Origin of the sequence: Psychrobacter faecalis, from assembly GCF_016107575.1 — a bacterium.
Taxonomy (GTDB): Bacteria; Pseudomonadota; Gammaproteobacteria; order Pseudomonadales; family Moraxellaceae; genus Psychrobacter; species Psychrobacter faecalis.
Map to the genome: position 1 here is coordinate 85,859 of NZ_JABAST010000007.1, position 26,410 is coordinate 112,268.

23 protein-coding genes and 1 pseudogene are annotated in these 26,410 nt (G+C 42.8%); 12 read left to right on the forward strand and 12 right to left on the reverse strand.

Annotated elements, in window-relative coordinates:
• Window positions 1-553: 553 nt before the first annotated feature.
• The 4 genes from JFC07_RS03910 to JFC07_RS03925 all read left to right on the forward strand — a co-directional run bounded on the left by JFC07_RS03910 (window position 554) and on the right by JFC07_RS03925 (window position 4,792).
• Window positions 554-1,597, forward strand: a complete 1,044-nt coding sequence (locus JFC07_RS03910; protein WP_191692372.1) for a siderophore ABC transporter substrate-binding protein — start codon at window positions 554-556, stop codon at window positions 1,595-1,597.
• Between the two features lie 207 nt (window positions 1,598-1,804).
• Window positions 1,805-2,782: an ABC transporter permease gene (locus tag JFC07_RS03915; protein ID WP_376779287.1), complete on the forward strand. Its 978-nt coding sequence runs from the start codon at window positions 1,805-1,807 to the stop codon at window positions 2,780-2,782.
• Between the two features lie 97 nt (window positions 2,783-2,879).
• On the forward strand, window positions 2,880-3,950 hold the full coding sequence (locus JFC07_RS03920; protein ID WP_198328173.1) for an iron chelate uptake ABC transporter family permease subunit: 1,071 nt from the start codon (window positions 2,880-2,882) through the stop codon (window positions 3,948-3,950).
• A gap of 71 nt (window positions 3,951-4,021) precedes the next feature.
• A complete protein-coding gene (locus JFC07_RS03925; protein ID WP_191692374.1) occupies window positions 4,022-4,792 on the forward strand; it encodes an ATP-binding cassette domain-containing protein in 771 nt (256 codons plus the stop codon).
• A gap of 458 nt (window positions 4,793-5,250) precedes the next feature.
• On the opposite strand, the gene JFC07_RS03930 is transcribed toward JFC07_RS03925, so the two are convergent.
• The 5 genes from JFC07_RS03930 to JFC07_RS03950 all read right to left on the reverse strand — a co-directional run bounded on the left by JFC07_RS03930 (window position 5,251) and on the right by JFC07_RS03950 (window position 11,358).
• Window positions 5,251-7,602, reverse strand: coding sequence for a FepA family TonB-dependent siderophore receptor (locus JFC07_RS03930; RefSeq protein ID WP_191692375.1), 2,352 nt, complete (start codon window positions 7,600-7,602; stop codon window positions 5,251-5,253).
• Between the two features lie 712 nt (window positions 7,603-8,314).
• The gene (locus JFC07_RS03935) at window positions 8,315-9,055 is read right to left on the reverse strand and encodes a sulfite exporter TauE/SafE family protein (protein WP_198328174.1); all 741 of its coding nucleotides are present in this window, start codon (window positions 9,053-9,055) and stop codon (window positions 8,315-8,317) included.
• A gap of 308 nt (window positions 9,056-9,363) precedes the next feature.
• Entirely contained in the window at window positions 9,364-9,699 is a 336-nt protein-coding gene (locus tag JFC07_RS03940) for a GlpM family protein (protein ID WP_227678247.1), read from the reverse strand.
• A gap of 300 nt (window positions 9,700-9,999) precedes the next feature.
• Window positions 10,000-10,593, reverse strand: coding sequence for a 2-hydroxychromene-2-carboxylate isomerase (locus JFC07_RS03945; protein WP_198328176.1), 594 nt, complete (start codon window positions 10,591-10,593; stop codon window positions 10,000-10,002).
• A gap of 36 nt (window positions 10,594-10,629) precedes the next feature.
• Window positions 10,630-11,358 carry an SDR family oxidoreductase gene (locus JFC07_RS03950; protein WP_198328177.1) on the reverse strand — a complete coding sequence of 243 codons (729 nt, stop codon included), beginning with the start codon at window positions 11,356-11,358 and terminating at the stop codon, window positions 10,630-10,632.
• A 102-nt stretch (window positions 11,359-11,460) separates the two neighbouring features.
• Between JFC07_RS03950 and JFC07_RS03955 the strand changes: the two genes are divergently transcribed.
• The 4 genes from JFC07_RS03955 to JFC07_RS03970 all read left to right on the forward strand — a co-directional run bounded on the left by JFC07_RS03955 (window position 11,461) and on the right by JFC07_RS03970 (window position 14,206).
• Entirely contained in the window at window positions 11,461-11,934 is a 474-nt protein-coding gene (locus JFC07_RS03955; protein WP_198328178.1) for a winged helix-turn-helix transcriptional regulator, read from the forward strand.
• A 100-nt stretch (window positions 11,935-12,034) separates the two neighbouring features.
• A complete protein-coding gene (locus JFC07_RS03960) occupies window positions 12,035-13,033 on the forward strand; it encodes a phosphatase PAP2 family protein (protein ID WP_198328179.1) in 999 nt (332 codons plus the stop codon).
• 143 nt (window positions 13,034-13,176) lie between these two features.
• Window positions 13,177-13,671 carry an META domain-containing protein gene (locus tag JFC07_RS03965; RefSeq protein ID WP_191692471.1) on the forward strand — a complete coding sequence of 165 codons (495 nt, stop codon included), beginning with the start codon at window positions 13,177-13,179 and terminating at the stop codon, window positions 13,669-13,671.
• A gap of 385 nt (window positions 13,672-14,056) precedes the next feature.
• Window positions 14,057-14,206, forward strand: coding sequence for a hypothetical protein (locus JFC07_RS03970; RefSeq protein WP_198328181.1), 150 nt, complete (start codon window positions 14,057-14,059; stop codon window positions 14,204-14,206).
• Window positions 14,207-14,411: 205 nt separating this feature from the next.
• Here the strand turns inward: JFC07_RS03970 and JFC07_RS03975 are convergent.
• The 4 genes and pseudogenes from JFC07_RS03975 to JFC07_RS03990 all read right to left on the reverse strand — a co-directional run bounded on the left by JFC07_RS03975 (window position 14,412) and on the right by JFC07_RS03990 (window position 17,928).
• Window positions 14,412-15,163: pseudogene (locus JFC07_RS03975) on the reverse strand (IS5 family transposase).
• Between the two features lie 77 nt (window positions 15,164-15,240).
• Window positions 15,241-16,308 (reverse strand): LLM class flavin-dependent oxidoreductase, encoded by a 1,068-nt coding sequence (locus tag JFC07_RS03980; RefSeq protein ID WP_198328184.1) that lies wholly within the window; start codon window positions 16,306-16,308, stop codon window positions 15,241-15,243.
• 93 nt (window positions 16,309-16,401) lie between these two features.
• The gene (locus JFC07_RS03985; protein ID WP_191692468.1) at window positions 16,402-17,316 is read right to left on the reverse strand and encodes an MBL fold metallo-hydrolase; all 915 of its coding nucleotides are present in this window, start codon (window positions 17,314-17,316) and stop codon (window positions 16,402-16,404) included.
• A 63-nt stretch (window positions 17,317-17,379) separates the two neighbouring features.
• Entirely contained in the window at window positions 17,380-17,928 is a 549-nt protein-coding gene (locus JFC07_RS03990; protein ID WP_191692467.1) for a cysteine hydrolase family protein, read from the reverse strand.
• Window positions 17,929-18,088: 160 nt separating this feature from the next.
• Between JFC07_RS03990 and JFC07_RS03995 the strand changes: the two genes are divergently transcribed.
• The gene (locus JFC07_RS03995; RefSeq protein ID WP_263612371.1) at window positions 18,089-19,015 is read left to right on the forward strand and encodes a GlxA family transcriptional regulator; all 927 of its coding nucleotides are present in this window, start codon (window positions 18,089-18,091) and stop codon (window positions 19,013-19,015) included.
• Between the two features lie 114 nt (window positions 19,016-19,129).
• Here the strand turns inward: JFC07_RS03995 and JFC07_RS04000 are convergent, their stop codons facing one another.
• Window positions 19,130-21,283 carry a heavy metal translocating P-type ATPase gene (locus tag JFC07_RS04000; RefSeq protein WP_191692465.1) on the reverse strand — a complete coding sequence of 718 codons (2,154 nt, stop codon included), beginning with the start codon at window positions 21,281-21,283 and terminating at the stop codon, window positions 19,130-19,132.
• Window positions 21,284-21,434: 151 nt separating this feature from the next.
• Between JFC07_RS04000 and cadR the strand changes: the two genes are divergently transcribed.
• Complete coding sequence (gene cadR / locus JFC07_RS04005) at window positions 21,435-21,845, forward strand: Cd(II)/Pb(II)-responsive transcriptional regulator (protein WP_068406859.1); 411 nt, start codon at window positions 21,435-21,437, stop codon at window positions 21,843-21,845.
• Window positions 21,846-22,037: 192 nt separating this feature from the next.
• On the opposite strand, the gene JFC07_RS04010 is transcribed toward cadR, so the two are convergent.
• Entirely contained in the window at window positions 22,038-22,232 is a 195-nt protein-coding gene (locus JFC07_RS04010; RefSeq protein WP_025646094.1) for a heavy-metal-associated domain-containing protein, read from the reverse strand.
• A 151-nt stretch (window positions 22,233-22,383) separates the two neighbouring features.
• On the opposite strand from JFC07_RS04010, the gene JFC07_RS04015 reads away from it, so the two are divergent.
• Together JFC07_RS04015 and cueR are read left to right on the forward strand one after the other, a co-directional pair.
• Window positions 22,384-24,861 carry a heavy metal translocating P-type ATPase gene (locus JFC07_RS04015; protein WP_198328185.1) on the forward strand — a complete coding sequence of 826 codons (2,478 nt, stop codon included), beginning with the start codon at window positions 22,384-22,386 and terminating at the stop codon, window positions 24,859-24,861.
• Between the two features lie 78 nt (window positions 24,862-24,939).
• Window positions 24,940-25,332, forward strand: a complete 393-nt coding sequence (cueR, locus tag JFC07_RS04020) for a Cu(I)-responsive transcriptional regulator (protein WP_191692463.1) — start codon at window positions 24,940-24,942, stop codon at window positions 25,330-25,332.
• A gap of 213 nt (window positions 25,333-25,545) precedes the next feature.
• Here the strand turns inward: cueR and JFC07_RS04025 are convergent, their stop codons facing one another.
• Window positions 25,546-26,340: a siderophore-interacting protein gene (locus JFC07_RS04025; protein WP_198328188.1), complete on the reverse strand. Its 795-nt coding sequence runs from the start codon at window positions 26,338-26,340 to the stop codon at window positions 25,546-25,548.
• Window positions 26,341-26,410: the final 70 nt, after the last annotated feature.

Genomic DNA, 26,410 nt, shown 5'->3' on the forward strand with positions numbered 1-26,410 from the left:
AGTCACAGGGGTTTTGACTATCACCAATGCAAGTGCTGTCAGCAAGTGTAATGTGACAACACAACCCATAACTGTTGATGTTAATTTAAGTGATGGCACATTGAAACTTGTTGAACCCATAACAGCCTAATAAGTCTATAAAATAAAATGTAATAGTAATGCAAACGATAACTATTAACAATAATTATCTTTCAGATGTTAATTTCCGCTTACAAATTACCCTCTCTACTTTAAATAGGTTTAAGAGGAAGGCAAGCTGTTTCTTAAAAGCTGCTAGAAAGATGAGTACCTCTATCTATGAAAATAACCAATATAAATAATGACAATAGTTCTCATTATCATTGATATATATCACTAACTCCTTTATGATAATCGCTGTTTACTTATCTGACCTTACAAAAAACGAAATAAGCAATAAGATTGAAGATTGAAGGCAAAATAAATAGCGAAGAACACTGTTGTTAATACAGTTATGCAGACTCTTTACTACCCTTCATATATTTGGCAGTCGTTTAATTAACCAACTTTCTATAACCTGTATAATGAGTTATTTATGTTTACCACTTTACTCTCTACACCAGTACCTGTATTCAAGCGTCCTTTATTAACCACTATGATGGTGGCATTAGTAGCCACTGTTAGTTTGACTGGCTGTACATCATCCGACTCTAGCGACTCTGAAACTGCAACGATTACAACAGAAAATAAAACGACAGATACAGTCTCAAATGCTACTAGTAATGGCGAGTCTGCCACTACTGTAAAAATTGATACCGTAAAAGGTGAAGTAAGCTTACCGATGAACCCATCACCCATTGCAGTATATGACATGACGCTAATGCAAGATTTAGCCGCTCTTGATGTGCCTATTCAAGGTATGCCAAACAATATGTTGTTAGACAATCTGCAAGCAAAAAACCAACCTGAGCCAAAAGAAGTAGGTACGTTATTTGAGCCAGATCTTGAAGCCTTGAATGCGCTACAACCGCAGGCAATTTTAATTGGCGGCCGCACTGCTAAAAAATACGATGAACTTTCGAACATTGCTCTTACCCTTGATATGAGTGTCGATACCGCCGATATTTATGAATCGAGCAAGCGCCGCCTGGCTGATTTAGGAGTATTGTTTGGTAAAAGTGAGCAAGCGGCCAAACTGCAAAAAGACATTGATGACCTGTTAGCAGAAACCAAAGCTTCCACCAAAGATAAGGGCACAGGCCTAGTCGTCATGGTCAATGGCAATAAAATGTCGGTATATGGTACTGAGTCACGCTATGGTTTTATTCACACCGTACTCAATATTCCAATAGCGGATGGACAAATCAAAGATGGTAACCACGGTCAGCCAGTGTCTTTTGAATATCTACAAAAGACCAATCCAGACTGGTTATTTGTCATTGACCGTAGCGCGGCAATTGGTGAAGACAGTGCTGGAGCAAAAGCAGTATTAGATAATAAACTGGTTGCCCAAACCACTGCTTGGAGTAAAGATCAAGTGGTATATCTCAGTCCAGACTCTTATCTTGCATTCGGCGGTTATTATCAATGGATTAAAGATTTAACGACCATTAAAGACGCTTTTAATAATGCTAAATAATCGTTAGATTTATTAAGCATTATTAGATAACTGTCCTCAAACGATCACTTTGTGCGTCAATAAATTTCTAAGCCAGCAAACTTTATGCCGTTATTTTCTAATAAGATCAGTGTTGAGGATAAAGCAAGCGCTTCTTTGTCCACTAGCTCAGCAAAGTCGTCAAAAAGCGCGAGCAATAGTTTTAGCGCTCAACCTCGACGTGCCGTTATGGCACCATGGTTCATTAACAGCGCTAGCCTCATCATTATGGGGCTTTTGGTGTTATTAAGCTTATCAATCGGTGTAGCCGATTTTTCCTGGTCAGGTATCCTGCAAAGCCTCATCAGTCATAGCGCCAACTCAGACAGCTCGTTAATGTTAGTCAGCCGACTACCGCGTACCATTGCCATTATCTTAACAGGTATCGCAATGGCAGTGGCTGGAATGATTATTCAGGTAGTACTAAAAAACCGCTTCGTTGAGCCATCAATGGTTGGTGCTACCCAAAGTGCAGCGCTAGGGTTGCTCGTGGTCAGCTTGCTGTTTCCAGCCAGTGCGCTTATTATTAAAATGGGCGTGGCAACCATCGCTGCTCTATTTGGCATGATGTTATTTATGCTGCTGATTCACCGTATTCCACCGACAGACTTTTTAATGATTCCGCTGATTGGTATTGTCTTTGGCGGCATCATTGAAGCAGTGACGACCTTCATCGCGTATCAGACTGAGTCATTACAAATGCTAAGTGTTTGGCAGTTTGGTGACTTTTCTGGCGTATTAGCTGGTCGTTATGAATTATTGTGGCTGACAGGTGTACTCTGCGTGCTGGCTTATATCATCGCCGATAAACTGACCATCATTGGTTTAGGCGATAATATTGCGCTTAACTTAGGCATCAGCAAGCGTCATGTGACGTGGATTGGCGTCGGAATGGTTGCCATGATGAGTGCCGTTGTCGTCGTGACGGTGGGTATGATTCCATTTATTGGTTTGGTCGTGCCCAATATCGTCAGTCGATTGATGGGTGATAAATTACGCCGTAGTTTACCTGCGGTTGCCTTGCTTGGTGCTTCAGCGGTATTGCTGTGCGATATTATTGGACGCTCGATTCGCTATCCATTTGAAGTGCCCGTAGCAACAGTTTTCGGTGTGGTTGGTACGGTACTGTTTTTATGGCTATTATTACGTGCACCTGCTGAACAATAAAAGCTGTTATTTGAATCACTCAACCCAATCCAGTTACCTAATCTTTTCACTTATCACTGCTTTTTTACCAATAAGTTTGGCACTATAGGATTTACGCATGTTTTCATCATCTAAGCCTAGCGCCGCAACCACTAACACCGCAGACGATAGTGCTTCAGAAAATAACGACGCTCTTACTTCTGGACAAAGTCGTCTAGCACAACTCTGGACAACAATCGTTAATCATCCAAAATCGATTGCGTCCATTGTATTGCTTATCTCGATGATTCTGTTTTTAAGCATTAACGTCCATGGACATTGGGATTTTGCGCTACCATTACGTAGTAAAAAACTACTAGCGCTGATGGTCGTTGGTTATGCGATTGGCGTCTCTACCCTATTGTTTCAAACCTTAACCCACAATCCTATTTTGACGCCCTCATTGTTGGGCTTTGATTCGCTGTATGTATTGCTGCAAAGCTTACTAGTATTCTTTTTGGGCGCGATTAGCTTTACCAGTCTTAATCCGATTGCTAAATTTTCGCTTGAAATTGTCTTGATGTTTGGCGCGTCGTTATTGCTATTTAAACTACTGTTCTCCAAAAGCAGTCAGGATTTAACACGGCTGATATTAGTCGGCGTCATCTTTGGGGTGTTGTTTCGCAGCTTATCGGCACTGATTGCGCGATTGATTAACCCTGATGATTTCGTCGTTGTGCAATCGGCAAGTTACGCCCAGTTCAATACCGTAAACCCACAACTTTTGGGTATTAGCTTTATTATTTGTGTCATTAGTGCGCTGTTTATTTGGCGCTGGCGCTATCAGTGCGATGTTTTGATGCTTGGTAAATCACAGGCAATCAACCTCGGTATCAACTACCAACGCCTAGCATTTGGGCTGTTAACGGGCATTGCGGTACTAGTTGCTACGGCAACCGCATTAGTTGGTCCAGTGACTTTCTTTGGCTTATTGGTCTGCGCATTGACCAATCGTATCGCGCGTAATATGTATCATAGCGAACGCTTAATATTGGTCAGCTTAGTGGCAATTATTTGCTTGGTACTCGGTCAAACCATATTTGAGCAAGTTCTCGGTATGGCTGGCGTCTTATCGGTCGTCATTGAATTGGCTGGTGGCTTGGTATTTTTAATATTGATTTTTATGAGCCAACGTCGCTCAAGCCATTAACCATAAAAATTTATTGAAAATTTAGCTCACAGATACTCAAATGAAGTAAAAACAATAAAGTAAGAACAATTATGATAAAAATAACTGGCATCTCGCATCATATCGGCAAACAGCAAATCTTGCATGACATGACACTGACCCTGCCTAGTGCCCAAATCATTGCCTTAATTGGTCCCAACGGCGCTGGCAAATCCACTCTATTTTCGGTGATGGCACGCTTGCAACCTTTGCAAAGTGGGCAAGTAAGCTTTGATGTAAATAATGAGGAACGTGGTATTGTCAGCTGTGATGCACGAACCTTGTCTAAAACGGTGGCAATGCTTGGGCAAGATAACCAAGTGCAAGGGCGGCTTCGGGTGCATGAACTACTAATGTTTGGGCGCTATCCTTATCATCAAGGTCAGCCAACCGCCAACGATCAACAAAAAGTGCAAGAAATTATAGAGCGCTATGAGCTTCAGCCGTTAGCCGAACGCTTCTTATCGACACTATCAGGTGGTCAACGCCAACGTGTGCTGATTGCGATGATTGTTTGTCAAGATACGCCGTATTTATTGCTTGACGAGCCATTAAATAATTTGGATATGTACCATGCTGGTCGCCTGATGCGTGAACTACGTGAGTTAAGTCATACTGAGCAAAAAACCGTGGTCATTGTCCTCCATGATATCAATCAAGCCGCACAGTTCGCTGATACCGTGGTAACGATGAAAAATGGGCGTGTGCTAGCCACAGGAGCGCCTGTAGATGTCCTCACGCAAGAAACCATGAAAGATTTATACAACGTCGATGTCACTGTTTTAAACCATCAAGGTCGTCCAGTGATTGTCGATACGGTGTAATTCAAGCTAACTGCCTCTAGCTTCATTCCTTACTTCTTAAAAAGAACAATTTATCTCACCTTCTGAAAATCATTCAATAGTTACTGACTAATAAAAACTAAGAATATATATAGTCAGGGAAAAGCAATATCGATACATAACAGTGCTGCTGATATCAATTTTTCTCGCTTGCTGAGCCTACGCAGACAGAGGCTGCAAAAAATTGATATCAGCAGCACCGTAGCGTTTTTAAGATACTTTAACTATAGTGACGATACCAAAACCAATAAGCTTTAGAACTGTTAGATTAAAGAGGCTTTGATGTTACGACCTGGCTCAAAGCCAGTGACAGCATCACCAGTCGCATTTAAATGAATTACTTTTTACAAGATTATGAGACAATTGATCACCCAAATAAAAAGGTCTGAACCATTAGTTCAGACCTTTTTTATTCTTAAAGAAAATACTGTATCTAAGAATTAGAAATCAATACTCACATCAAACACATAAGCCCGACCTGGCTCATTAAAAGTTCGAGCACCCGCATTGGTACCCGTGCCTTCGCGTTTAATTTGCTTATCAAATAAGTTTTTGATTCCGGCACCAACGGTGACACTATCCGTCAAGTTATAGCGAGTGCTGATATTGGCAAGTGCATAAGGCTTACGATCAAGCTTTAGCGTTTCTAACGCATCGCCAGTAGTAACTGAAACTTCAGGCGCTTCAATAGTTCCGTAATAACTAACACCAAAGTCGGTATTCCAACGTGGGGTAATGTCCCAGTTAACGTTAGAATTAACAGTAAACTTAGGGATTAATGATAACGCTTCGCCAGTATCTTTACGTTCTGAGCGAATATTTCCAGTGACATTAGTAGACCAAGAAACCGTGTCAGTCACTGGCACTTTTACAAAGCCTTCAAGACCTTCAATGATGGCTTCGCCTTGGTTCTCCCATTGAAAAACAGAGCGGTTTATATCTGCACTATCAACCACCACACCAACTACACCCACACGATCTACACCCGCACCAATACGGTTGTCATAGGCATTATGATAATACGTCAGACCAGCATTGAGTCCTGTACCATCGTCATAGGTAAAAGTCAGCTCTTTGTTCCAAGAAGTCTCGTGCTCGAGATCAGTGTTACCCAAAACATAGCAGCCTCGTTGATCAGTCGGAATCCAAGAAGGACAGCCATTGCCTTTAGTGTAGTAGATATAGTTGGGATCAAGTTGATAAAGTGATGGTGCTTTAAAGGCGCGACTGACCCCTGCTTTCACCGACCAGTTAGGGCTAAAGTCCCAAGTAGTATTGATACTCGGTGACCAATTGCTACCGGCTTCGCTGTGATAATCAAAACGGAGCCCTGGGGTTACATACCAATCTTGAGTGATTTGGTAGTTGTCTTCTAAATAAGCACCTATCAGGTAAGCATCTGATTTTGGATCGCGCTTAGCAGGGTCAGTTTCCACATCCCCAAAGTCAAAGCCTTCATCAAAAGTTAAATCTGAAACCACAGGATTATTGAGTTTTTCACCACGGAACTCAGCGCCTGCAGTCAAGGTGTGGCGGTCAAAAAAGATATCCCACTCTGACTTGGCGTTAAGTGTGTCATAAGTCGCTTTGTTCCATAGGTAATCTTCGCCTTCTACTGGAGGCTTAATTTGACCTTCAATACTACCACCAGTACCTTCAGCCAAGCGCTCATTATTGGTACGGTTAAACTCTAAATAGCTGTTACTACGGGAGTTTTCATAGTCACCTCGATGGGTTAAAGCAGCACCATAGCGGCGCATCTTATTGGTGGTGTCACCCCCTAGGGTTTCGACCAAGTCATCATTGACTGTTTGGAATTGCGAGTCGCCCGCCCAGCGGTTATCTTGCGTGCTGTAGTTGACCTCAAAACCCACAGTATTCATCGCATCCATAGCGTATTCAAAAAGCTGGCGGACGTCTACATTTTCCACCCCTTCAACACCTGCCGCGACCGAAGCAGCTGGTCCGTTGCTCCCATCAACAATTTGGGCGTCTTCGGCATTGATATAAGGGTCATCACCTTCACTGTCGTGGTAACCCAACGTGGTACGGAAGGACAGCTTGTCGTTTAAAGAGCCAGCCATATTGATATTGGTGCGCCAGTCTTTGCCTTCTAAGTCACTCTCTGGGGATTCGTAGTGACCGGTGACCGAAAATTCTTTTTTAGTAGGCGCTTTGGTGATGATATTAACTACCCCGCCCATACTACCAGAACCATAGCGAGCCGCGGCTGGACCACGCAATACTTCGATTCGTTCAATAGCGCTCGGCGGCACCCATTGCGAGTCTCCACGGGTATCTTGCTCGCTAGCACGACCAGGGCGAACTGCATTGCGAGAAGTAACAGGACGGCCGTCGATTAGAATCAGCGTGTTATTCGGTCCCATACCACGTAGGTCAATCTGGCGCTGGTTACCGCGCTGACCAGAAGTTGAGGAGCCAGATAGGTTAACCCCAGGCATTTTGCGCACGATCTCTGCAATGTCATTGGAAACAGAGGCTTTTTTGATGGCCTCTTCACTAATCACTGACAGACCCGCTGCTTGTTCTAGCTCCTCTCGCGCCGCTTTAACGACAATGGTATCTAGCTCAACAGAGGGCATAGCTTGCTGTTCTGCCGCTTCTTGCGCTTCTATTTGTTGTACAGTAAGGCCACCGCTCTCAGCTGCGAATGCGGTAGTAGTAAGAATAGAGGCGATAGCGATGCTCAGAAAAGCTTTACCAGTCGTTAAACATAGTGGTTTTTGTAAGGAAGAGTTTTTTATAGCAAAAGAGGTTGGTAATATTGGCATAGATGACAATCCTGGAAGTATTTAGTGTTTACTAATATTTTTCAGCTTTTCTGATAGAAGAGATTCGATATAACATCATGAATACCTGCTAGAAAAACACGGTAAAGTTATGCTTTTTAATTGCTATAAAAGTAAGATAAGTAATTGAAGTATTAATATAGATAACATCTTAAAACTAGAAGATGCAAAGAGCTACCCACTACTCAGCAATAAAGAATGCACACTTTAGCAACATTATAAAAATAACGCAAACAATAATGATAATAGTTATCATTATTCTTCAATACAATATCGAATACCTTCAATTAGCTGATCATTAGCCTTATCGTTAAGCTACATAACTAAAACCTCTCAAGTTAATATCTACAGATTTAACAGCATTGAGCTGCATCGTTTGCAAAGTGTTTGGCGTAGTAAAGACTAGGACACGACTAAATATCGTAACGATCAGCGGCTAGATTTATACCACTTTTATCATTGATATGTTTGCCCGTAGTAACGTTGGCTGGAAAGTTTCGAATCGTATGAACACTGATATGGCGATGGCAGTTTTAGAGAAAGATAAGCAGATAGGAATAAACCTAAGAGTAAGAGATGATTCATCATAGCGATAGAAGGGCTTAGTACTTACCCATTCGCTATACCGATAAAATGACTGAATCAGGTGTTATTGCCTCATAATAGATCGATATAAAAAAGTATATTTCCATCGTCACATAACAGACTTCATCATCAGCAACGCTCCAGTTATTACTAATAAGCCATAAATTAATCGGCGGAAACGTTGCTCATCCAGACGATGATGCAAGTATTCACCTAATAGGACACCTATAACCAACAGTGGTAGATAAACAACAAGGCGTGTCAAACTAGGAAACAGTGTCCCATCTAACAAGAATAGTACTGATAAACAGCCATTTAGTGTGAGCCATACGACCAACAGAGTGGCGCGCATGCGGCTTTTGTCTAAGTTAATGCCTGCTATTGAATAAACCAGAAGTGGACCGCCTGACGCGAACAAGCCATGCGTAATGCCTGCACCAAAAGTCAATGCTCGGCTCAGCATAAGCGTATGGGGAACAGCCTTTATACCGCGATGTATACGCCAGAGCTCGCGACTAGCAAACCAAAATACTAATGCGCCAAATAGCAGTTGAAGCAAAGAATCCCCAACCCACGGTCGCAGCCCATAACCCACCAGTGTCCCTAATAACATTAATGGTAAAATCAGTTTAAACAGTATGGGCCAGTATATATATTGACGATTATGCCAGACCAAATAACCGGTCATCAAAACGTTGAGTGGTACTACTACTGGCAGCATTTGGTTGATTGGTAACATTAGTGCGCCAAGAGAAAGCGCTATTACTAAGCTTCCGAAGCCAGTTATTGCCTCTACGGTATAAGACAGCAAAATGAAAAAACCCAGCCAAACCCAAGGATCTAAAAACAATTGAAGCTCTTCCTTATAAATCGTCTGTAAAGCAGTTACATACTTTAGCAGAAATTTATTATGCCACTACAGCCACTATTAACTGATAAGATTGATGAAGCACAACAGATGTCTTAAGTACTAATGAGGGGTAAGATGCTAAGCTAAAACAGTAGAGAATGCTTGCGTTTATCTATGAGTGAATTATAAGCGTCTCTCATGTGTTAAACCGCTCAGCAATGAACAGAAAAATAAAATATTTTTACATTGCCTCAATCTCATACATGGAACAAGCCACATTTAAGAATATTTTATTGAAGGAATTCATATTAGAGCTGATACTGCTGCCATGCTAAAACTAAAATGGCAGCTGCTACCAGCCAACCCATTACTCCCAATATCAAGGCCTTATATAAACCAATATGACTAAAGGTAAAAAACACTAAAACTGTATAAATTAAATGCGGTATAACGCCCAACATGCTGAACACCAGTGCTACTTTAAAATCTGCAACACTACGCTGAGTTCCCACTAAAAAGTGGCTAATTAAAGTAAAGGTTGGGAAAAGTGGAGCAAGTGCAGCTAAATAAAAAAAGCGAGTTTGAGTAAATAGCTGAATGGCTAATACCATTAGTGCCCCAATAAGCATTTTTAGCCAAATCACGATGGGTTATGCTCCTGTTATCGCACTATTATAAACAGTAGTAATATAATAGATAAAAAAGAAAGAGGGACGCTAGCATCAAAGTCTTTATTCAGCACGTAAAGTGGGATGGCAACCACATACTATAAAATCCATAACGTGAGCCTGAGCAAAGTACCTTTAATAATATGAGTATCATAGAATGAAAAGTAATGAAGATAGAATTCAGTAATACTATAACCGATGTTCGTATTAATCTCTTCATAATTTAAAAAAATTAGGAGTCTAAAAAGCTTTCAACTCATGCTATACCGTTGCCAATTAAGGCCACTCTTTTAAAGCAATCTCAACGAAACTTAAGCGATCTTGACCAAAAAACAACTCATCATTCACAAAGAAACTAGGCGCACCAAAAACACCTCGTGCTACAGCTTCCTCAGTAGTTGCCTTCAAACGCGCCTTGGCCTCAGTCTCACTAATACGAGCCATAAAATCAGTCACGTCAATGCCTGCTTTGGTCAAAACCTCAGCCACTACTTCTGGTGACTCCATGTTTAGCTTTTCAGACCATAAAGCGTTGAAAATAGCTGCTAAATAAGTCTGGAACTCAGGTTCTTCCAAGTAAGCGGTCGCACCTCTCATTAAATGCATCGTATTCAACGGGAAAAATGGATTGAAGTTAAACGGCACCCCATAAATATTTGAAAAACGCTGAAGATCCTTCAACATATAAGGGCCTTTAGCAGGAACCGAAGCTGGTGACGCATTACCAGTGGCTTGAAAAACAGCACCAAGCAGCATAGGCCGCCAAATGATTTTAGCGTTGGTGCGCTGTGCAATACCCTCTAATTGTGTCCATGCCAAATAACTGGCTGGGCTGCCTACATCAAAGAAAAACTCTACTTTTTTACTCATCTCAAAGTACTCCTGACAAAATATATTAGAAAGTTTCTAAAAGGTCTCTAGCCATGGGCGTAGATCAAGCTCATGTGTCCAGCTGTCTCTTGGTTGACAATGTAATTGCCAATACTGCTCAGCGATATGCTCTGGATTTAAGATCCCGTCTTGATCTTTAAGCGCATAACGCTCAGGAAAGTTGTCACGAATAAAGGCGGTATCAATGGCACCATCAATAATAGGATGAGCCACATGTATACCTTGTGGCCCTAACTCTCGAGCCATGCTTTGCGCCAAAGCACGTAAAGCAAATTTAGCGCCAGCAAAAGCAGAAAAACCTTTACTACCTCGTAAAGAAGCCGTCGCGCCGGTGAAAATAATCGTGCCCTTTCCACGGGGGATCATTACTTTTGCTGCCTCTCTACCTGTGAGAAATCCAGATAGCGCTGCCATCTCCCATACTTTTCGGTAGACTCTTTCTGTGGTGTCTACAATGGAAAAATGGACATTCGCACCAATATTAAATACCACAACTTCAATCGTGCCAATGTCTTGTTCAATATGGGTAAACAGCTCAACCATCTCTTGCTCTACACGCGCATCGCAACCAAATGGCTTTGCTATTCCACCAGCGGCTTCAATATCACTGACTAATGCGCTCAGCTTCTCCACATTCCTTCTGGTCACGCATAAGGTAAAACCTTCTCTTGCAAAACGTTTCGCAACAGCACTGCCAGTGGCATCGCCTGCTCCAATTACAACCGCTACGGGTGCTCTATACATGTCTATTTCCTTATAGGTTCCTTTTTAGAACTAACAAAAACATAGCTTCCTTTTCAGAGTCTGTCAAGCTAATCTATTACTCATACATGTAGGAGGTAACATATGCGCTGGGATGAACTTGATAAACAGCCTTGCTCAGTAGCTCGCACTTTGGCAGTCATTGGTGATCGTTGGACGCTAATGATTTTACGTGACTGTTTTTTAGGTGTCAGACGTTTTGATATATTTGAGCAACGCTTAGGCATCACACGTCATGTCTTGTCTAACCGGCTTCGTAAGCTGGTTGAGTATGACGTTCTGACAAAAACACCGTATCAACAGCAACCACTGCGTGAGGAATACCGGTTGACAGAGCGTGGTTTAGATTTGCATCCAATCGTTTTGGCACTGGTTAGCTGGGGAGACAAACACATGGCTGATGAACGTGGTGCGCCGTTGCTACATAGACACAATAAGTGCGGCCAAATAATGCATCCCGTAACGGTATGTTCAGAATGCCATGAACCAATTAATGCACGGGATATTGAGGTTGAAATAGGACCTGATTGGATAGGTGAAGATGAGCGTAGTATCTAGAGAGATTGCTATGCTAAAAACACTTATATCGAGAAAACGGCTATAAACAATAAAAGTAATTATATAGGATTCGGGATATTCTCGAAAAGAATGAATATTAATGTTACTCATACAAGAAAATCAGCCACTGGTCGCCTTAGTTTCTCTGCTTTTTATAGTTGTTGGGATTTTATTAGTGTTGCAGTACGTGATGATTCGTTATGAACAGTGGTTTTTAAATCAAGTCATTCGCTATTGGGTAATGACAAAACAGTATCTTGGAAAACACACACGCATCATTCAATTTAAGGATAGGCATCCCAAGCTGTATGTAATACTGTCACAACGGTTCGATATACGGCATTTTTATGGTCTGTCATTCACGCTTTTATTTGTATTAATGAGCTACGTATTGGCGTTATTCGTTGGGCTGGTCGAAGACGTGGCTACATTAAAACCTATTGTTGCCACAGACTACTTTGTATCACAGCAGATGAGTTTACTGCGTGACTCTGACGTTATTAATTTTTTCATTCAAATAACCAGCTTTGCTTCTACTCCTATGACCGTTTTGGTGATGCTGCTTACTATAGTAATATGCTGGGTGCTTCGGCAACGCCATGTCCTTATAGGACTACTGGTTGCTACTTCAGGTAGCGCCGCATTTACTTTTTTAACCAAATATTTATTTAAACGTGAGCGACCCGCCGATATTTTATTGTTTGAGCACACCCATTCTTTTCCAAGTGGTCATGCTACGATTACGATTGCTTTATATGGGTTCATTACCTACCTACTGATTCGATTTAATCAGAATTTTGTCCAAAAAATTCACATAATTATATTTTCTATCTTTTTTATGTTATTGATTGGGTTAAGTAGAATTGTGCTAAATGAACACTATTTAAGTGATGTGTTAGGCGGTTATTTGGTGGGTATATTGTGGTTGATGGTCGGCATCAGTATTACAGAGTGGTTGAGCGCAAAAAAGAAAATTATATGGCAAGTCGAGTGGTCAATGTCTCATGTATACATGATCTGGCTGAGTGGGGCTGGAATATTTATCAGTACACTGATTTATGCTGAAATTTATCAATTTCCTCTATTATCATCGCTTTAACTGGAGTACCCAAATCGCCATACTTGATTACTTGTACCTTCTTTTACCCTCTGTGACAATACGTAGGCTTTATAGCTGTTAATATCATCGACTACGACAGCTATGCATAATTTTTTAATAAATTTAATCTTATAGGCGTTTATATGAAAAACATGACCAAAGTGATGATGGCAGGTGTTTTAGCAGTAGGTACATTAGCTGCTGGCTGCCAAACTACTCCTAGCGTGACAGCTCCAGTAGAACAGACAATTACATCAAATATCCTACAAGCCTATAATTGGCAGTTGGTTGATGCCAAAGATGCAAATAATAATAAAGTTCCTCAGCTATTCTTTGATGCAAAGAACCCATTGGTTCTAAATTTTATGAATGAAAACGGCAACAATTTTGTCGCTCTCATGAATACCTGTAATAACCTAGCTGCTGGATACAGCGTTGTGAATGGTAACGTACAACTAGGCGGTATAAGAAGCACTCGAAAAGGGTGTCCTGAACCGTTAGCCAGCTTTGATACAGCAGCCGCAGCAACGGTACAAGGCAAATATAGCATCAGCAAGAGCGGTAACAACTTGCCTGTTCTGACTATTACTAATGCGAAGCAAGTGGCCAAATTTAAAGCCATTCCTAAGCAAGAATGATAGAAAGCACACCTGTTAATAACTGTTGACTGACAACTAAAAATAACTGGTTTTTCTTTCTTAGAGGTATAATACTGCCCCGTCAAAGATCTATTGATGGGGCAAGCTAAAACATGGTAAAGATGAGATCATTCGTTCCTTTAAGACTCGCTCAATTACTGTTGTCCTACCACTATCATGTGGTCCGCATCGTGTTTTACAATACAGTTTAAGTCCGAGCCATAATTTAGAACTGACCGATGAACAAGGTCAGCGCCATCTTGTCAGCACTGGCTCAAGAATGACCGCCAATAATGGTAATTTTTTGCTGGATATGGCAGTTAGAGGCCATGGCATCGTCTTACTTCCTACCTTTATTGCTTACTAAAAGCTAAAAGACAGAGAATTGACCCCATTATTGCAGCAATTTCAATTACCCTTATTAAACGCTTATGCGGTCTATCCAAAAAACAAATTTCTATCAAAGCGGTGCCGAAAGCTTATTGAGCTGATTACCGAGCGCTTTGGTGAGTATCCTTATTGGGATGAAGACTGAACCGCCCCGAACATATCTGAGGTTGATTTACTTAAGTAAGGCAGCATTGCCTAACAGCGTAAGATTATAATAATAAAGCGATAATGCTAGAGCCAGTCATTTTATCGGTATATCTAACAAAATCATTGCATCGATTGAGATTAATCGTTAAGCGCTTTGCTAACCTTTTACTATTACTATTATCAACAGGATCTAGGGCGTATCCCTAATTCAGTTTACAATGAATCATAGTACAAGCTAGATACAGCATAGACTTATAATTACGAGCCAATTTTTCGTATCGAGTCGCAATACTACGGAAGTGCTTTAGCCTTGCAAACGTGTTTTCAACCAAGTGTCGTAGCTTATATAAATAATGATCAAAAGCTAGATCTGGTTGTTTAGCATTTTTTCTCTTAGGTATGATAGGGCTTATGTTGTCTTGCTTGAGCCTCGTTCTAATGGTTTCAGAATCATAAGCTTTATCAGCAATGAAGTAGGTCGCATCCGTTAACCTCTCTATGATGTCATCTACCGCTTGGCTGTCGTGGACGTCACCCTCAGTGATTTTAAAATCAATCGGGTTTCCATGCGAATCGACGGTGAGATGAATCTTGGTGGTGGTTCCACCTCAAGATTTCCCAGTGTCTCGAAGCTCTCCTCGTCTGACGCCGCTTGAATGTTGATGACAGCGGATGTAGCTTCCGTCTGCGAATACCCGTTCTTCATCAATACTTGCTCGTAGGTCAAAAAAAATAGTTCCCATAACCCCTTTTTTGACAACCTGTTAAAGCGGTTGTAGGCAGTTCTCCATGGACATAGCCCACTCGGTATATCACGCCATAGGGCACCTGTACGAAGTTTCCACAGTATGGGTTCCATGACTTGTCTGTCGTTTTTTCAAGTATGACAGCCATGAGTCTTCATGGTGCTTTGGAGTTGTTCCCATGTATTATCATTGAGTACTGTTCTTGCCATATCCTAGAGAGCCATGTTTGAAATAGTCTCTATATTTTAAGGCTTTTGAACCTACTTTTCTAGATTAGGGACACGCCCTAGTGACTTGGCATACCATAGAGATTTGCGATTAGCTCAACAGTGCGCAATTGGGCGCGTCGCGAATAGCCCTGTACCACCATCATGACCTCATCGACCTCTGTCTGCTCCTGAAGATCCTCCAAACCTTTTGCTACCTCGGCAGCAGTGCCATGAAGGGTTTGATCAGTATACTGTTCAATAATCTGGTGCTCTTGTAAATTGCCTTGAAAAGCCGCGACTTCATCAGGGGGCAGTAAAGCAAAAGGTTTACGCTGGAACATTCTCAACATTGCCATGGCAGACGACGTTGACTGGCGACGTGCTTCTACAGGATCTTCGTCCGCAATCGCACCTATACTAACCAAACTGTATGGCTTGGCTAGGAATTGTGATGGACGGAAATTCTCTCGGTAAATGCGCATGGCATTTAAAACATCAGCACTGCCAAACTGCAAGGCAAACGCATAAGGTCTGCCAAGCTGTGCTGCCAGATGCGCTGAATAAGTCGATGACCCCAAGATCCAGACATCAGCTGTGGTCTGTGATGGTGGTACTCGATTTTGCTCAGCCTGCCATGGGCCTGGCACCGCATGAACCTCACTATAAGGATGGTCTTGTGGAAAACTATTTTCTAAAAAGCCCAACAACTCTGCGACTTGCTGAGGAAACTCATCGTTTGCCGCATGGTGACGACGCAAAGCTGAAGCTGTTGCGCCATCCGTACCTGGTGCCCTTCCCAAACCCAGATCAATCCGTCCTGGCGCCAGCGCATCAAGCATACCAAATTGCTCAGCGACCACCAGAGGCACATGATTCGGTAGCATGATACCGCCTGCACCAAGCCTAATGCGCTCGGTTTCACCAGTAAGCCGAGCCACCATCATCTGTGGCGAAGGAACCGCGGCGCCAGGCATGGCATGATGTTCAGACATCCAAAACCGCTGAAAGCCCCTTTTATCCGCCAGTTTCGCAAGCGCAATCATCTCTTGAAAGGTGTTCTCTACTGTGTGGCCAACGCCGGTGAAGGCATTGTCGAGTACCGAGAGAACGAAAGGTGCGTTGCCAGAATTATTTGGCATATTCATAAACTGTCTCAGTTATGCAGTGTTTATTATATGTGGCAACACACTTTGAGCATTGCCACACAGGGAAGCTTCTAAAAATTGACTTCTAAAGAACTAGAATTTATAGGTTTGACCATCATTAGGAACAAGCGCACGCTGTTTGTCTAAGTGTTTTTCTTCGATAAAACGGCGCAGCTCTGCCTTCGACAGTGCGCCATGATTGACCGTATCCATGTGCACATTAATTATCTGAGCATTAGGTGAGAATTGATACGCACGGTATACATCGTCTTTACCCATAATAATAGAGTCATCGACAAAGGTAGACAGCTTTGCATAGCCTGTATTAAGGATGACCGCATCAGGCTTGTAGCGAGTCAGCGCATTCTCTACGTCTTTATTCCAAATGGTATCCCCTACTACATAGACGGTCTTGTAGTTTGGCTTTTGGAACACAATACCCATCGTTTTACCAAGTGCCTGAGCAAGCGCTGGAACTTTGTACATCTCATCAGTGCCATGCTGTCCGATGGTTTTATTGATTCTAGTGCCTTTAAACACCACCCCTTGCTCTGTCAACACTCTGACATCGGTAAAGCCATCTTTACGCACGATTGCCGCATCGGCTTCATTTTGGGTAAAAATTGGCATATTACGAGGGACCAGGTTGCGTGCAGCATCGTCCCAATGATCCGCATGTAGATGGGTTAAAATAATGGCGTCAGCCTTTAGCACCTCTGCAACAGATACCGGCAAATCTACCATTGGATAGCGTATTTGGCTATTTAACGTATCTGCAAACCCTGGATAAGCGTTTTTAGCCGCGAGCATAGGATCCACTAAAAACGTGGTACCGTCATAATCAAGCTTAATCGTGGCATTACGGATTTGCTGAAATTGAACGGTATTGGTCGCCGTCTGTTTTACCGCGTTAGAATTGGTCGCTGGACTGGCAAAGGTGGTACATGCGGTTAACAAAATGAAACCACTTAATAGTGTGGTGCCGGTCAGCGATTTCGTTATATTCATAATGGTTACCTTATTGATGAGTCTATGTTATGAGTTAATAATGGTTTGCTTAAAAACTTATGACTAACGCGCAATCCAAGTTTGGGTGTCAATCACTTCGCCATATAGGAATTCAATCGCTGCCATAATGGTGGCATGAGCCTGAGCTGCGGGTACGGTCGTGCCATTAAATTCAAGATCAAGCGTGGCACAGGCATCATGGATGGTGGTCGTTGTATAGCCAAAGTCAACCGCAGCACGAACGGTTGCATCAATACACATATGGCTCATGGCGCCAATCACGGTAACGTCTTTGATGTTTTCTTTATCAAGCAGATCTTTAAGAGAGGTCTCACGAAACGAATTGGGGTAATGCTTAGTGATGACGGCTTCGCCCTCTATAGGCTTTACTTTCTCATTGATTTCTACACCATCAGTACCAGGCGTAAAGATTGGTGCGTCAGCAGAAGGCATTTCATGACGGATATGAATGACGGTATGGCCTTTTTCTCTAGCAGACGCAATAACCAACGCCGCATTGGCAGCGGCTTCGTTAATACCTACGAGTGATAAGTTACCTTGCGGAAAATACTCATTTTGAATATCTACAACGATCAGTGCTTTTGTGCTCATGATGATTCCTTTTTTTATCAAAGTGACTGTATAGGCGTACATTATATAAGCGCTGTGACACACTAACGAGTGGCTACATCGACACACAAGAGGTTAATAACGACATATGAATCAAAAAGACGCTATTGAAATTGGGTTAGTTGTTTATGAGAAGGCTCAAATGGCGGCCGTCCTTGGCTTGACTGATTTACTAGTCATTGCCAGTAAGATCGCCGCCAAACATCGAGATACAACCGATCTGCCTTTACAAGTGAGTCACTGGGAAATTAAAGATGCTGATCTGCGACCTACCTGCACTTTTTCGAGCAATTCTGATAGTGCAGGAAGGTTAACAGCTATCATCATTCCACCCACGTTAGAGACGCCAATTGCAAAGCAAGCAGCGGCACCATGGCTGGAATGGCTAAGAGATCAGCATTCCACAGGTGTGATACTGTCATCCGTCTGCGCCGGTGCTTTTTTACTGGGCGAGACGGGACTCCTATCCAAACGCAAAGCAACGACGCATTGGGGTTATGTAGAAGAGTTTGAACAGCGCTTCCCCGATGTCGATCTTGATGTGGATCGCATTATTATCGAAGACGGTGATATTGTGACCGCTGGTGGCGCGATGGCTTGGACGGACTTGGGGCTTAGGATGGTGGATCGCTTTCTTGGCTCACAAGTGATGAATGAGACCGCTCGTGCGTTGTTAATTGATCCCTCAAGGCGTGAACAATGTTATTACAGTGCATTTTCTCCAATACTCACCCATGGTGATGCCGCCATACTAAAGGTGCAGCATTGGCTACAAAAAACAGAAGCACGGGTTATTGATTTATCCACCCTAGCCAGTTGTGCGCAGTTAGAGGAGCGCACTTTTCTGCGCCGTTTCCATAAGGCGACGGGCATGACATCAACAGAATACTGTCAGCGATTACGCATTGGTAGTGCAAAAGACTTTCTACAGTTCTCTTTAATGCCTGTTGAGCAAATAGCGTGGAAAGTTGGTTATAGTGATGCCAGTGCATTTCGTAAAATATTTAAGCGCATTGTTGGTTTGACCCCTAGCGAATATCGGCGCAGATTTACTCTGGATGAAGAGTGATAGGTTTAGGCGATTTCTGGATTAAAGGTAGGTGCATTGACTGCTTGTAGGCAGGAGATAGGTTTAATAAAACGGTCCCAATGTAGTTGCGACCGCCTTATCCTTTAATGATAATTAATCGGAAGATCTTGTTTTAAAACGCAGTAAACGCAATGCATTCAGCGTCACCAGTACTGTAGCACCAGTATCCGCTAGCACAGCAATCCAAAGCCCTGTCACGCCGAGCACAGTGGTTATCAGAAATATGCCCTTTAACCCAAGTGCAAATATGACATTTTGATGGATATTTCTCATGGTGGCGCGGGATAAGGCAATAAGGTTAGCAACGTCTATCACGCGGCTTTTTAATAGGGCAATATCAGCCGTTTCGATAGCCACATCCGTGCCACTGCCCATCGCAATGCCAATGTCTGCCGCTGCCAAAGCGGGTGCATCATTGATACCATCACCAATCATCGCTATTTTACTATTGCTTTGCATCTCACTGAGTAGACGTAGCTTGTCTTCAGGTAACAGCTCAGCTTTCCACTCTATATCTAACTGACTGGCAAGCGCTTTTGCCGTACGACTGTTGTCACCTGTGAGCATGACGGAGCGCACGTTCATCTTGTTAAGCTGGGCAATGGCCTGCTTTGCATCCTCTCGTAACTCATCACGTAGAGCGACCAATCCGAGCGCCTCCCTCGTTTGCTCATCAAACAAAATAGAAACCGTTTTACCATCATTTTGTAGCATCTCAATTTGAATCTGCTGCTCAGCTGGCAACATCACTTTCTCAGCGACGTAGACTGGTGAGCCGATGGCCAAAGAGCGTCCAGCAACCGTTGCATGAACCGCTTTACCTGCGGTCGCAAAGGCGTTGGAGGATCCAGGTATGACTACCTTAGCGGCTTTGGCATGATCCACAATAGCGATAGCAAGCGGATGACTGGAGGTAGCATCGACACTTGCAAACAGTGACAGTAGTTTATCGCGACCCTCAGCATCGCCATGTACTGTTTTAAAATCAATGATATCGGTTACTCGAGGTTTGCCCTCGGTCAAAGTACCCGTTTTATCAAAAGCGACAGTGTTGACCTGACCCACCAACTCCATGACATTACCTCCTTTGATAAGCAGTCCATGGCGCGTGCCGACAGCCAAACCTGAGGCAATAGCGGCAGGTGTTGACAGCACAAGAGCACAAGGACAGGCGATCAGTAATAGCGCTAAACCACGGTATAGCCATACTCCCCATTCTGCTCCCATCAGTAGAGGTGGGATAATAATCACTAAAGCCGCAATCGCCATAACGATAGGCGTATAGTAGCGGCTAAAGGTTTCAATAAAGCGTGCAGTCGGTGCTTTGGACGCTTGTGCCCGCTCCACAAGCTCAATAATACGAGCAATTGTATTATCTGCCGCTGTTTTTTCTACGCGTATTTGTAGTACCCCATCAACGTTGATAGATCCAGCAAAGACCTCATCGCCTATGGTTTTGGCAACAGGAACAGATTCTCCCGTCACAGGTGACTCATCAAGGCTAGACGTACCTTGAACAATCACGCCATCAGCAGAGACTCTATCACCAGGACGCACAAGCACCTTATCATTCACTTGTAGTGAAGTCGCTGCCACCTGACGTTGTTGTCCTTGCGCGTCCAGTAAAATAGCTGTCTTTGGTACAAGCGACGATAATGCTCTGATTCCTGCGCGCGCACGATTAGCTGCGACACTCTCTAATAGCTCCCCAACCGAGAATAAAAAGACCACGGCAGCCGCTTCTTCAGCTTCACCTATGATAAGCGCGCCAATAGCCGCAACAGACATGAGCATTTCAATTGAAAAAGGCGATCCTGCTAACGCCAGTGCAGAAGCTTTGCGAGCAAATGGTAGGACACCGATAGCCACAGCGGCAATAAAAGCCCATGCGCCATATTCAGGGAAAATTAAAGACAATACATATGCGGCACCCATCAAAAGCCCCGTACCAATGACCTGTTTGCCTTTTATGGTTTGCCACCAGCGCTGATTGTCCACCGCTGATTGATTACCATCATTGCCCCTCTCATTTTGTTGACCCGTTAACGCTGACACACCAAACCCTAGGCTTTTAATGGTTTTCTCGATATCTTTAACGCCAGTATTCGTATCAGGCGCCAAGGTTAGCTCTAGCTTTTGAGTCGCAAAGTTTAACTGAACCTCAGAGACACCAGGTATTCGCATTAACGCCCGCTCGATTTTACCAACACAACTGGCACAGTCCATACCTTCAATATGATATTGCATAATCACTTCTCCTCTTGTTAAAGGCAGTATGAACCCTATAGTAACTTTAGGGTCAAGACTTTTAACGATAAAGAGGTTTGATTTTTTATCAGCAAACCTTATAGTTACTTTATTGTTTAGATAATAGAAAATACTATTTAAGGAGATACACATGCTAATCAAAATTGGTGAGCTTGCCACGCGCACCGGTGCGACGGTCGAAACCATTCGCTATTATGAGAAAGAGAGGTTATTACCAAAACCTGCGCGTAGCCAAGGCAACTATCGTTTGTATAATGAAGCGCATTTTGAGCGTCTACAATTTATCCTGCACTGCCGTACGCTCGATATGACTTTGGATGAAGTACGAACCCTGCTTCAATATAGAGATAAACCTGATGAAAACTGCGGTGAGGTCAATGTGCTATTGGATGAGCATATCGATGCGGTAGAGACACGTATGGAAGAGCTGATACAATTAAAGCAACATCTACTAGCGTTGCGGCAAAAATGCGCAAGTGAAGCGCTAGCTGAATCCTGCGGAATATTGCATGCGCTTGCCGATAACTCGTGTCATAGATAAAGTATTCATTTTGATAACACTGTCCACTTTTTATCATTAAAAGTAGACCTATAACCAAAGGCGCGGGGCAAACGCATCACTAAGATGCAGTTGCCCATGTCAGATTTTTTTCAACTGGTCAATATTTTCAGATGTGATTCAGCCCATCGTCCTTTCTGTCAAACAGATAGGCTGCGCGTTTATAAGGCTGATTCATTGCGCTTGTGCAGGGAAACCGCCTTTTGCTAAAGCAGCTGTCATCTGCTCAATACTGGCGATGGTTTCGATACTGACCACTTTGGCTGCTAAATCAATCTTAACCTTGGCCTTTGAGTCGATATTCTGAATAGCTGCTGTCACACCACGGGCACAACCGCCACAGTTCATATTTGCAATCAATAGTTTCATACCCTTTCTCCAAATAAGTTTTATTTCATCACTAAGCTTAAGCCTTGTCATAATGGTAAGGTCAAACACATTTTTGAAAAAATATACTTGACCTTACCATGATGTCAACCTATATGCTGTTGATAATAGATTGAACATGATAGAGGCTGTTATGAATTCAGAAAATAGTAAGTCTTATCTTTATAGTGAGACATTGCCCATTGAGGGTATGACTTGTGCTTCATGTGTGGGACGAGTAGAAAAAGCATTAAAAAAAGTTGAAGGTGTTGAAAATGCTGAGGTGAATCTTGCGACTGAAAAAGCCATGATTTCCTCATCTCAACCTTTAGACCTTATCGCAGTAACCAAAGCCGTAGAACGAGCCGGTTATAAGATCTTGGCATCTCAGCCGATTGAGCTGTCGATAGAAGGTATGACTTGTGCTTCCTGTGTTGGACGGGTAGAAAAAGCATTAAAAAAAGTTGAGGGCGTACAACAAGCAAACGTCAACCTTGCTACTGAACGCGCATGGGTACAAGGCAACGCTCAAGTACAGAGCAGCGATTTGATTCAAGCCGTTAAAAAAGCGGGATACACAGCTAAGCAGATTGAACAAAGTGTGAGTGTTCAACAGGATAAAAAAGCCACGGAACAGCAACAGCTGAAACGAGATTTAATGATCTCTTTAATTTTAGCCATGCCTGTTTTTATTCTAGAAATGGGATCACATATGATTCCAGCTTTTCATATGTGGGTCATGGACAATATCGGCACGCAACAAAGCTGGCTGATTCAATTTGTTTTGACTACACTGGTACTCATCTTTCCAGGCCGACGTTTTTATCAAAAAGGTATTCCGGCATTATGGCGTTTTGCCCCAGATATGAACTCATTGGTGGCGGTTGGAACACTGGCGGCTTATAGCTTTTCTCTCATTGCAACATTTATTCCACAAGTTCTACCCGAGGGCACCGTGAATGTGTATTATGAAGCGGCCGCTGTGATTGTGAGCTTAATTTTATTAGGGCGTTATTTTGAGGCAAAAGCCAAAGGACGTACCTCTCAAGCCATTCAACACTTAGTTGGTATGCAAGCAAAAACAGCGCGTGTTCACCATAACGGACAAGTGGTGGAAGTAACGATTGCAGAAGTGACCACAGAAACGATCGTTGAGATTCGTCCCGGTGAGCGTGTTCCTGTTGATGGTGAAGTTATTGAAGGTCAAAGCTATATTGATGAATCCATGATTACAGGTGAACCCATTCCTGTCAAAAAACAAGTGGGCGATCAAGTGGTAGGAGGGACGGTCAATCAAAATGGAACTTTGAATTTTCGGGCAACGGCTATCGGAGAATCTTCGGTATTGGCACAAATCATTCGCATGGTTGAACAGGCTCAAGGATCTAAATTACCGATTCAGGCATTGGTTGATAAAGTCACGATGTGGTTTGTCCCCATGGTCATGCTCTTAGCCGCTCTGACTTTTATAGTCTGGTTTATTTTTGGTCCTGAACCTGCTTTGACATTTAGTCTTGTCAACGCCGTTGCCGTCTTAATTATTGCTTGTCCCTGTGCAATGGGATTGGCAACCCCTACGTCTATTATGGTCGGTACAGGTCGCGGTGCAGAAATGGGCGTGTTATTTCGTAAAGGTGAAGCGTTGCAAGCTCTACAGGAAGTTAAGGTCATTGCAGTCGATAAAACCGGCACCTTGACCGAAGGTAAACCAACTTTAACGGATTTTCATGTCCAACAAGGGTTTCAACATGAGCAAGTCTTGCGTATTGTGGCATCGGTTGAGGCAAAATCTGAACATCCCATTGCCGTAGCCATTGTTCAGGCTGCAGAACAACAAAATATCAGCTTATTACCGATTACCAACTTTGAGTCTGTGACGGGATTTGGAATTAAAGCGGAAGTGGCAGGTCAAACCATTCATATTGGTGCTGATCGTTATATGAAGCAATTAGAGCTTGATGTTACACCTTTTGAAAACGAGGCTGCACGCTTAGGACAAGAAGGTAAAACCCCACTTTATGTCGCGATTGACCAAAAGCTAGCCGCCATTATTGCCGTTGCAGACCCTATTAAAGATACCACTTATGCCGCTATTGCAGGTTTACATCAATTGGGCTTAAAAGTGGCAATGATTACAGGCGACAATCGGCATACCGCCCAAGCAATTGCAGCAAAATTACATATTGATCAAGTGATCGCAGAAGTGTTGCCTGATGGAAAAGTAGATGCGATACGTCAACTGCAACAACAGTATGGTCGCGTGGCTTTTGTTGGCGATGGTATTAATGATGCGCCTGCGCTAGCCCAAGCTGATGTCGGTCTAGCGATTGGGACAGGGACAGATGTGGCGATTGAAGCCGCAGACGTTGTGTTGATGTCAGGTAGTCTACAAGGTGTCCCTAATGCGATTGCTTTAAGTAAAGCAACTATCAAAAATATTCGACAAAATCTATTTTGGGCATTTTTCTATAACATTGCTTTAATTCCAATTGCCGCAGGGGTTTTATATCCAGCGTTTGGAATTTTGTTGTCACCTATTTTTGCTGCAGGAGCAATGGCCCTATCCTCTGTTTTTGTGCTAGGTAATGCCTTTCGCTTAAAGTATTTTCAGGTGCCAATGATTAAAGCATAGATTGTATTAAGATAGGGTTAAAGTCGCGATTCAAAGTAGTCATTTGGCTTTAACTCTTTTTATATCAGGAGGAAAGTTATGAATATCGGTCAAGCGTCAGAGCAATCAGGAATCTCTCCCAAAATGATCCGCTATTATGAACAGATCGGGTTGCTTGATGCCGCAAAGCGCTCGAATTCAGGTTATCGAATGTACTCTAAACAAGATATAAAAGGCTTATGCTTTTTAAAACAGGCTCGCGATTTAGGTTTTTCGTCCAAACAGATGAAAGAGTTGCTTGATTTGCGGAAAAATACAGATCGGCAGAGTGCTGATGTTAAACAATTGACACTGCAACATATCGCAACTTTGAAACAAAAAATAGCTCAATTGCAAGATATGGTGAGCTTATTACAGATTTCTGCTGATCATTGCTCAGGTGATGAAAACGCAGAGTGCGCAATACTAGAAGATCTTGAACAGGGTGAATAAAATAAATTATATTTGATCCTGTCTGTTTTACTTATCAATGCGACTTACTGTATTTATCATGCCTCTTATGCGTCATTCTGGCAAAAGTTGCCGCGCCTTGACTTACCTGGAAAATTTAACGGTTTCACAGTGGTTTATAGTTGCTATAGCTGTTGGTCAAAAAAGAGTTATGGGAACCAATCTTTCTCGTCTATTTACTATCATTTTTCTATTTTAGTCTGCCTCTTTTTCTGCACGTCGATCACTCGCAGATTGGTCTTCAGCAAAGCCTGATTTCCAATATGAAAAGGCGTATAGCTCGTCTTTTAACCACCCCAGTTCACCTTTTAGATACTGACGAATGGCTTTAACTGATGAAAACTCACTAGCAATATAAGCAAAACGGCTGTTTTCTGAACTTGGTAGCGTAAGCGTCTTAACCACAGCAGCGAGTTGACTGCCCTGCATAGGATGCGGGTTATGTAACCACGTCATTGCAATATTAGCTGACGTGGGTAAAACTTGTTCGTCTTTTTCACCATGAACTTCGATGATACATTGCCCAGTCGCGCTACTCGGCAGACTGTCAAGTATCGCCCCAAGCACAGGGATAGCCGTGGCATCGCCAACCAATAAAAATTGATCTGCTACTGGAAATAACGCTTTATTCTTAGGCCTCATCATCACCCCAAGCTCGTCACCAACTTTGGCATGAGTTGCCCACCCCGAAGCGGGTGCTTCATCACCATGAGCGACAAAATCAATCCAGATTTGTTGTCTTTCAATATCTACGCCGCGGTGGGTATAGGTTCGAATCACAAAACTGGACTTATCCTCTAGATTGAGCGGTTGGGATTTATCAATTGGTATGGCGACTTTATTGTTTACCCCGATAGTCATGGTCGCAATATTAGCAATCGTGTCAGGATGACCAGTAAGATAAATACGAATATAGTGCGGGGTCAATCGCTCCTTAGCGGTGACGGTCATGACTTCTTTCACTGGTTTTTGACGGGTTATATTATTCATAGAATTCTGCCATTCCCCCCTATGGCAGGATAGTTGTCACCCCTAAATAATAATTCCAAAGGGGACAATG

Bases quoted from the DNA above. Each gene is read 5' to 3' on its own strand.
- JFC07_RS03910 (WP_191692372.1), top strand. From the start codon at position 554: ATGTTTACCACTTTACTCTCTACACCAGTACCTGTATTCAAGCGTCCT.
- JFC07_RS03915 (WP_376779287.1), top strand. From the start codon at position 1,805: ATGGCACCATGGTTCATTAACAGCGCTAGCCTCATCATTATGGGGCTT.
- JFC07_RS03920 (WP_198328173.1), top strand. From the start codon at position 2,880: ATGTTTTCATCATCTAAGCCTAGCGCCGCAACCACTAACACCGCAGAC.
- JFC07_RS03925 (WP_191692374.1), top strand. From the start codon at position 4,022: ATGATAAAAATAACTGGCATCTCGCATCATATCGGCAAACAGCAAATC.
- JFC07_RS03930 (WP_191692375.1), bottom strand. From the start codon at position 7,602: ATGCCAATATTACCAACCTCTTTTGCTATAAAAAACTCTTCCTTACAA.
- JFC07_RS03945 (WP_198328176.1), bottom strand. From the start codon at position 10,593: ATGAGTAAAAAAGTAGAGTTTTTCTTTGATGTAGGCAGCCCAGCCAGT.
- JFC07_RS03950 (WP_198328177.1), bottom strand. From the start codon at position 11,358: ATGTATAGAGCACCCGTAGCGGTTGTAATTGGAGCAGGCGATGCCACT.
- JFC07_RS03955 (WP_198328178.1), top strand. From the start codon at position 11,461: ATGCGCTGGGATGAACTTGATAAACAGCCTTGCTCAGTAGCTCGCACT.
- JFC07_RS03960 (WP_198328179.1), top strand. From the start codon at position 12,035: ATGTTACTCATACAAGAAAATCAGCCACTGGTCGCCTTAGTTTCTCTG.
- JFC07_RS03965 (WP_191692471.1), top strand. From the start codon at position 13,177: ATGAAAAACATGACCAAAGTGATGATGGCAGGTGTTTTAGCAGTAGGT.
- JFC07_RS03980 (WP_198328184.1), bottom strand. From the start codon at position 16,308: ATGAATATGCCAAATAATTCTGGCAACGCACCTTTCGTTCTCTCGGTA.
- JFC07_RS03985 (WP_191692468.1), bottom strand. From the start codon at position 17,316: ATGAATATAACGAAATCGCTGACCGGCACCACACTATTAAGTGGTTTC.
- JFC07_RS03990 (WP_191692467.1), bottom strand. From the start codon at position 17,928: ATGAGCACAAAAGCACTGATCGTTGTAGATATTCAAAATGAGTATTTT.
- JFC07_RS03995 (WP_263612371.1), top strand. From the start codon at position 18,089: ATGGCGGCCGTCCTTGGCTTGACTGATTTACTAGTCATTGCCAGTAAG.
- JFC07_RS04000 (WP_191692465.1), bottom strand. From the start codon at position 21,283: ATGCAATATCATATTGAAGGTATGGACTGTGCCAGTTGTGTTGGTAAA.
- cadR (WP_068406859.1), top strand. From the start codon at position 21,435: ATGCTAATCAAAATTGGTGAGCTTGCCACGCGCACCGGTGCGACGGTC.
- JFC07_RS04010 (WP_025646094.1), bottom strand. From the start codon at position 22,232: ATGAAACTATTGATTGCAAATATGAACTGTGGCGGTTGTGCCCGTGGT.
- JFC07_RS04015 (WP_198328185.1), top strand. From the start codon at position 22,384: ATGAATTCAGAAAATAGTAAGTCTTATCTTTATAGTGAGACATTGCCC.
- cueR (WP_191692463.1), top strand. From the start codon at position 24,940: ATGAATATCGGTCAAGCGTCAGAGCAATCAGGAATCTCTCCCAAAATG.
- JFC07_RS04025 (WP_198328188.1), bottom strand. From the start codon at position 26,340: ATGAATAATATAACCCGTCAAAAACCAGTGAAAGAAGTCATGACCGTC.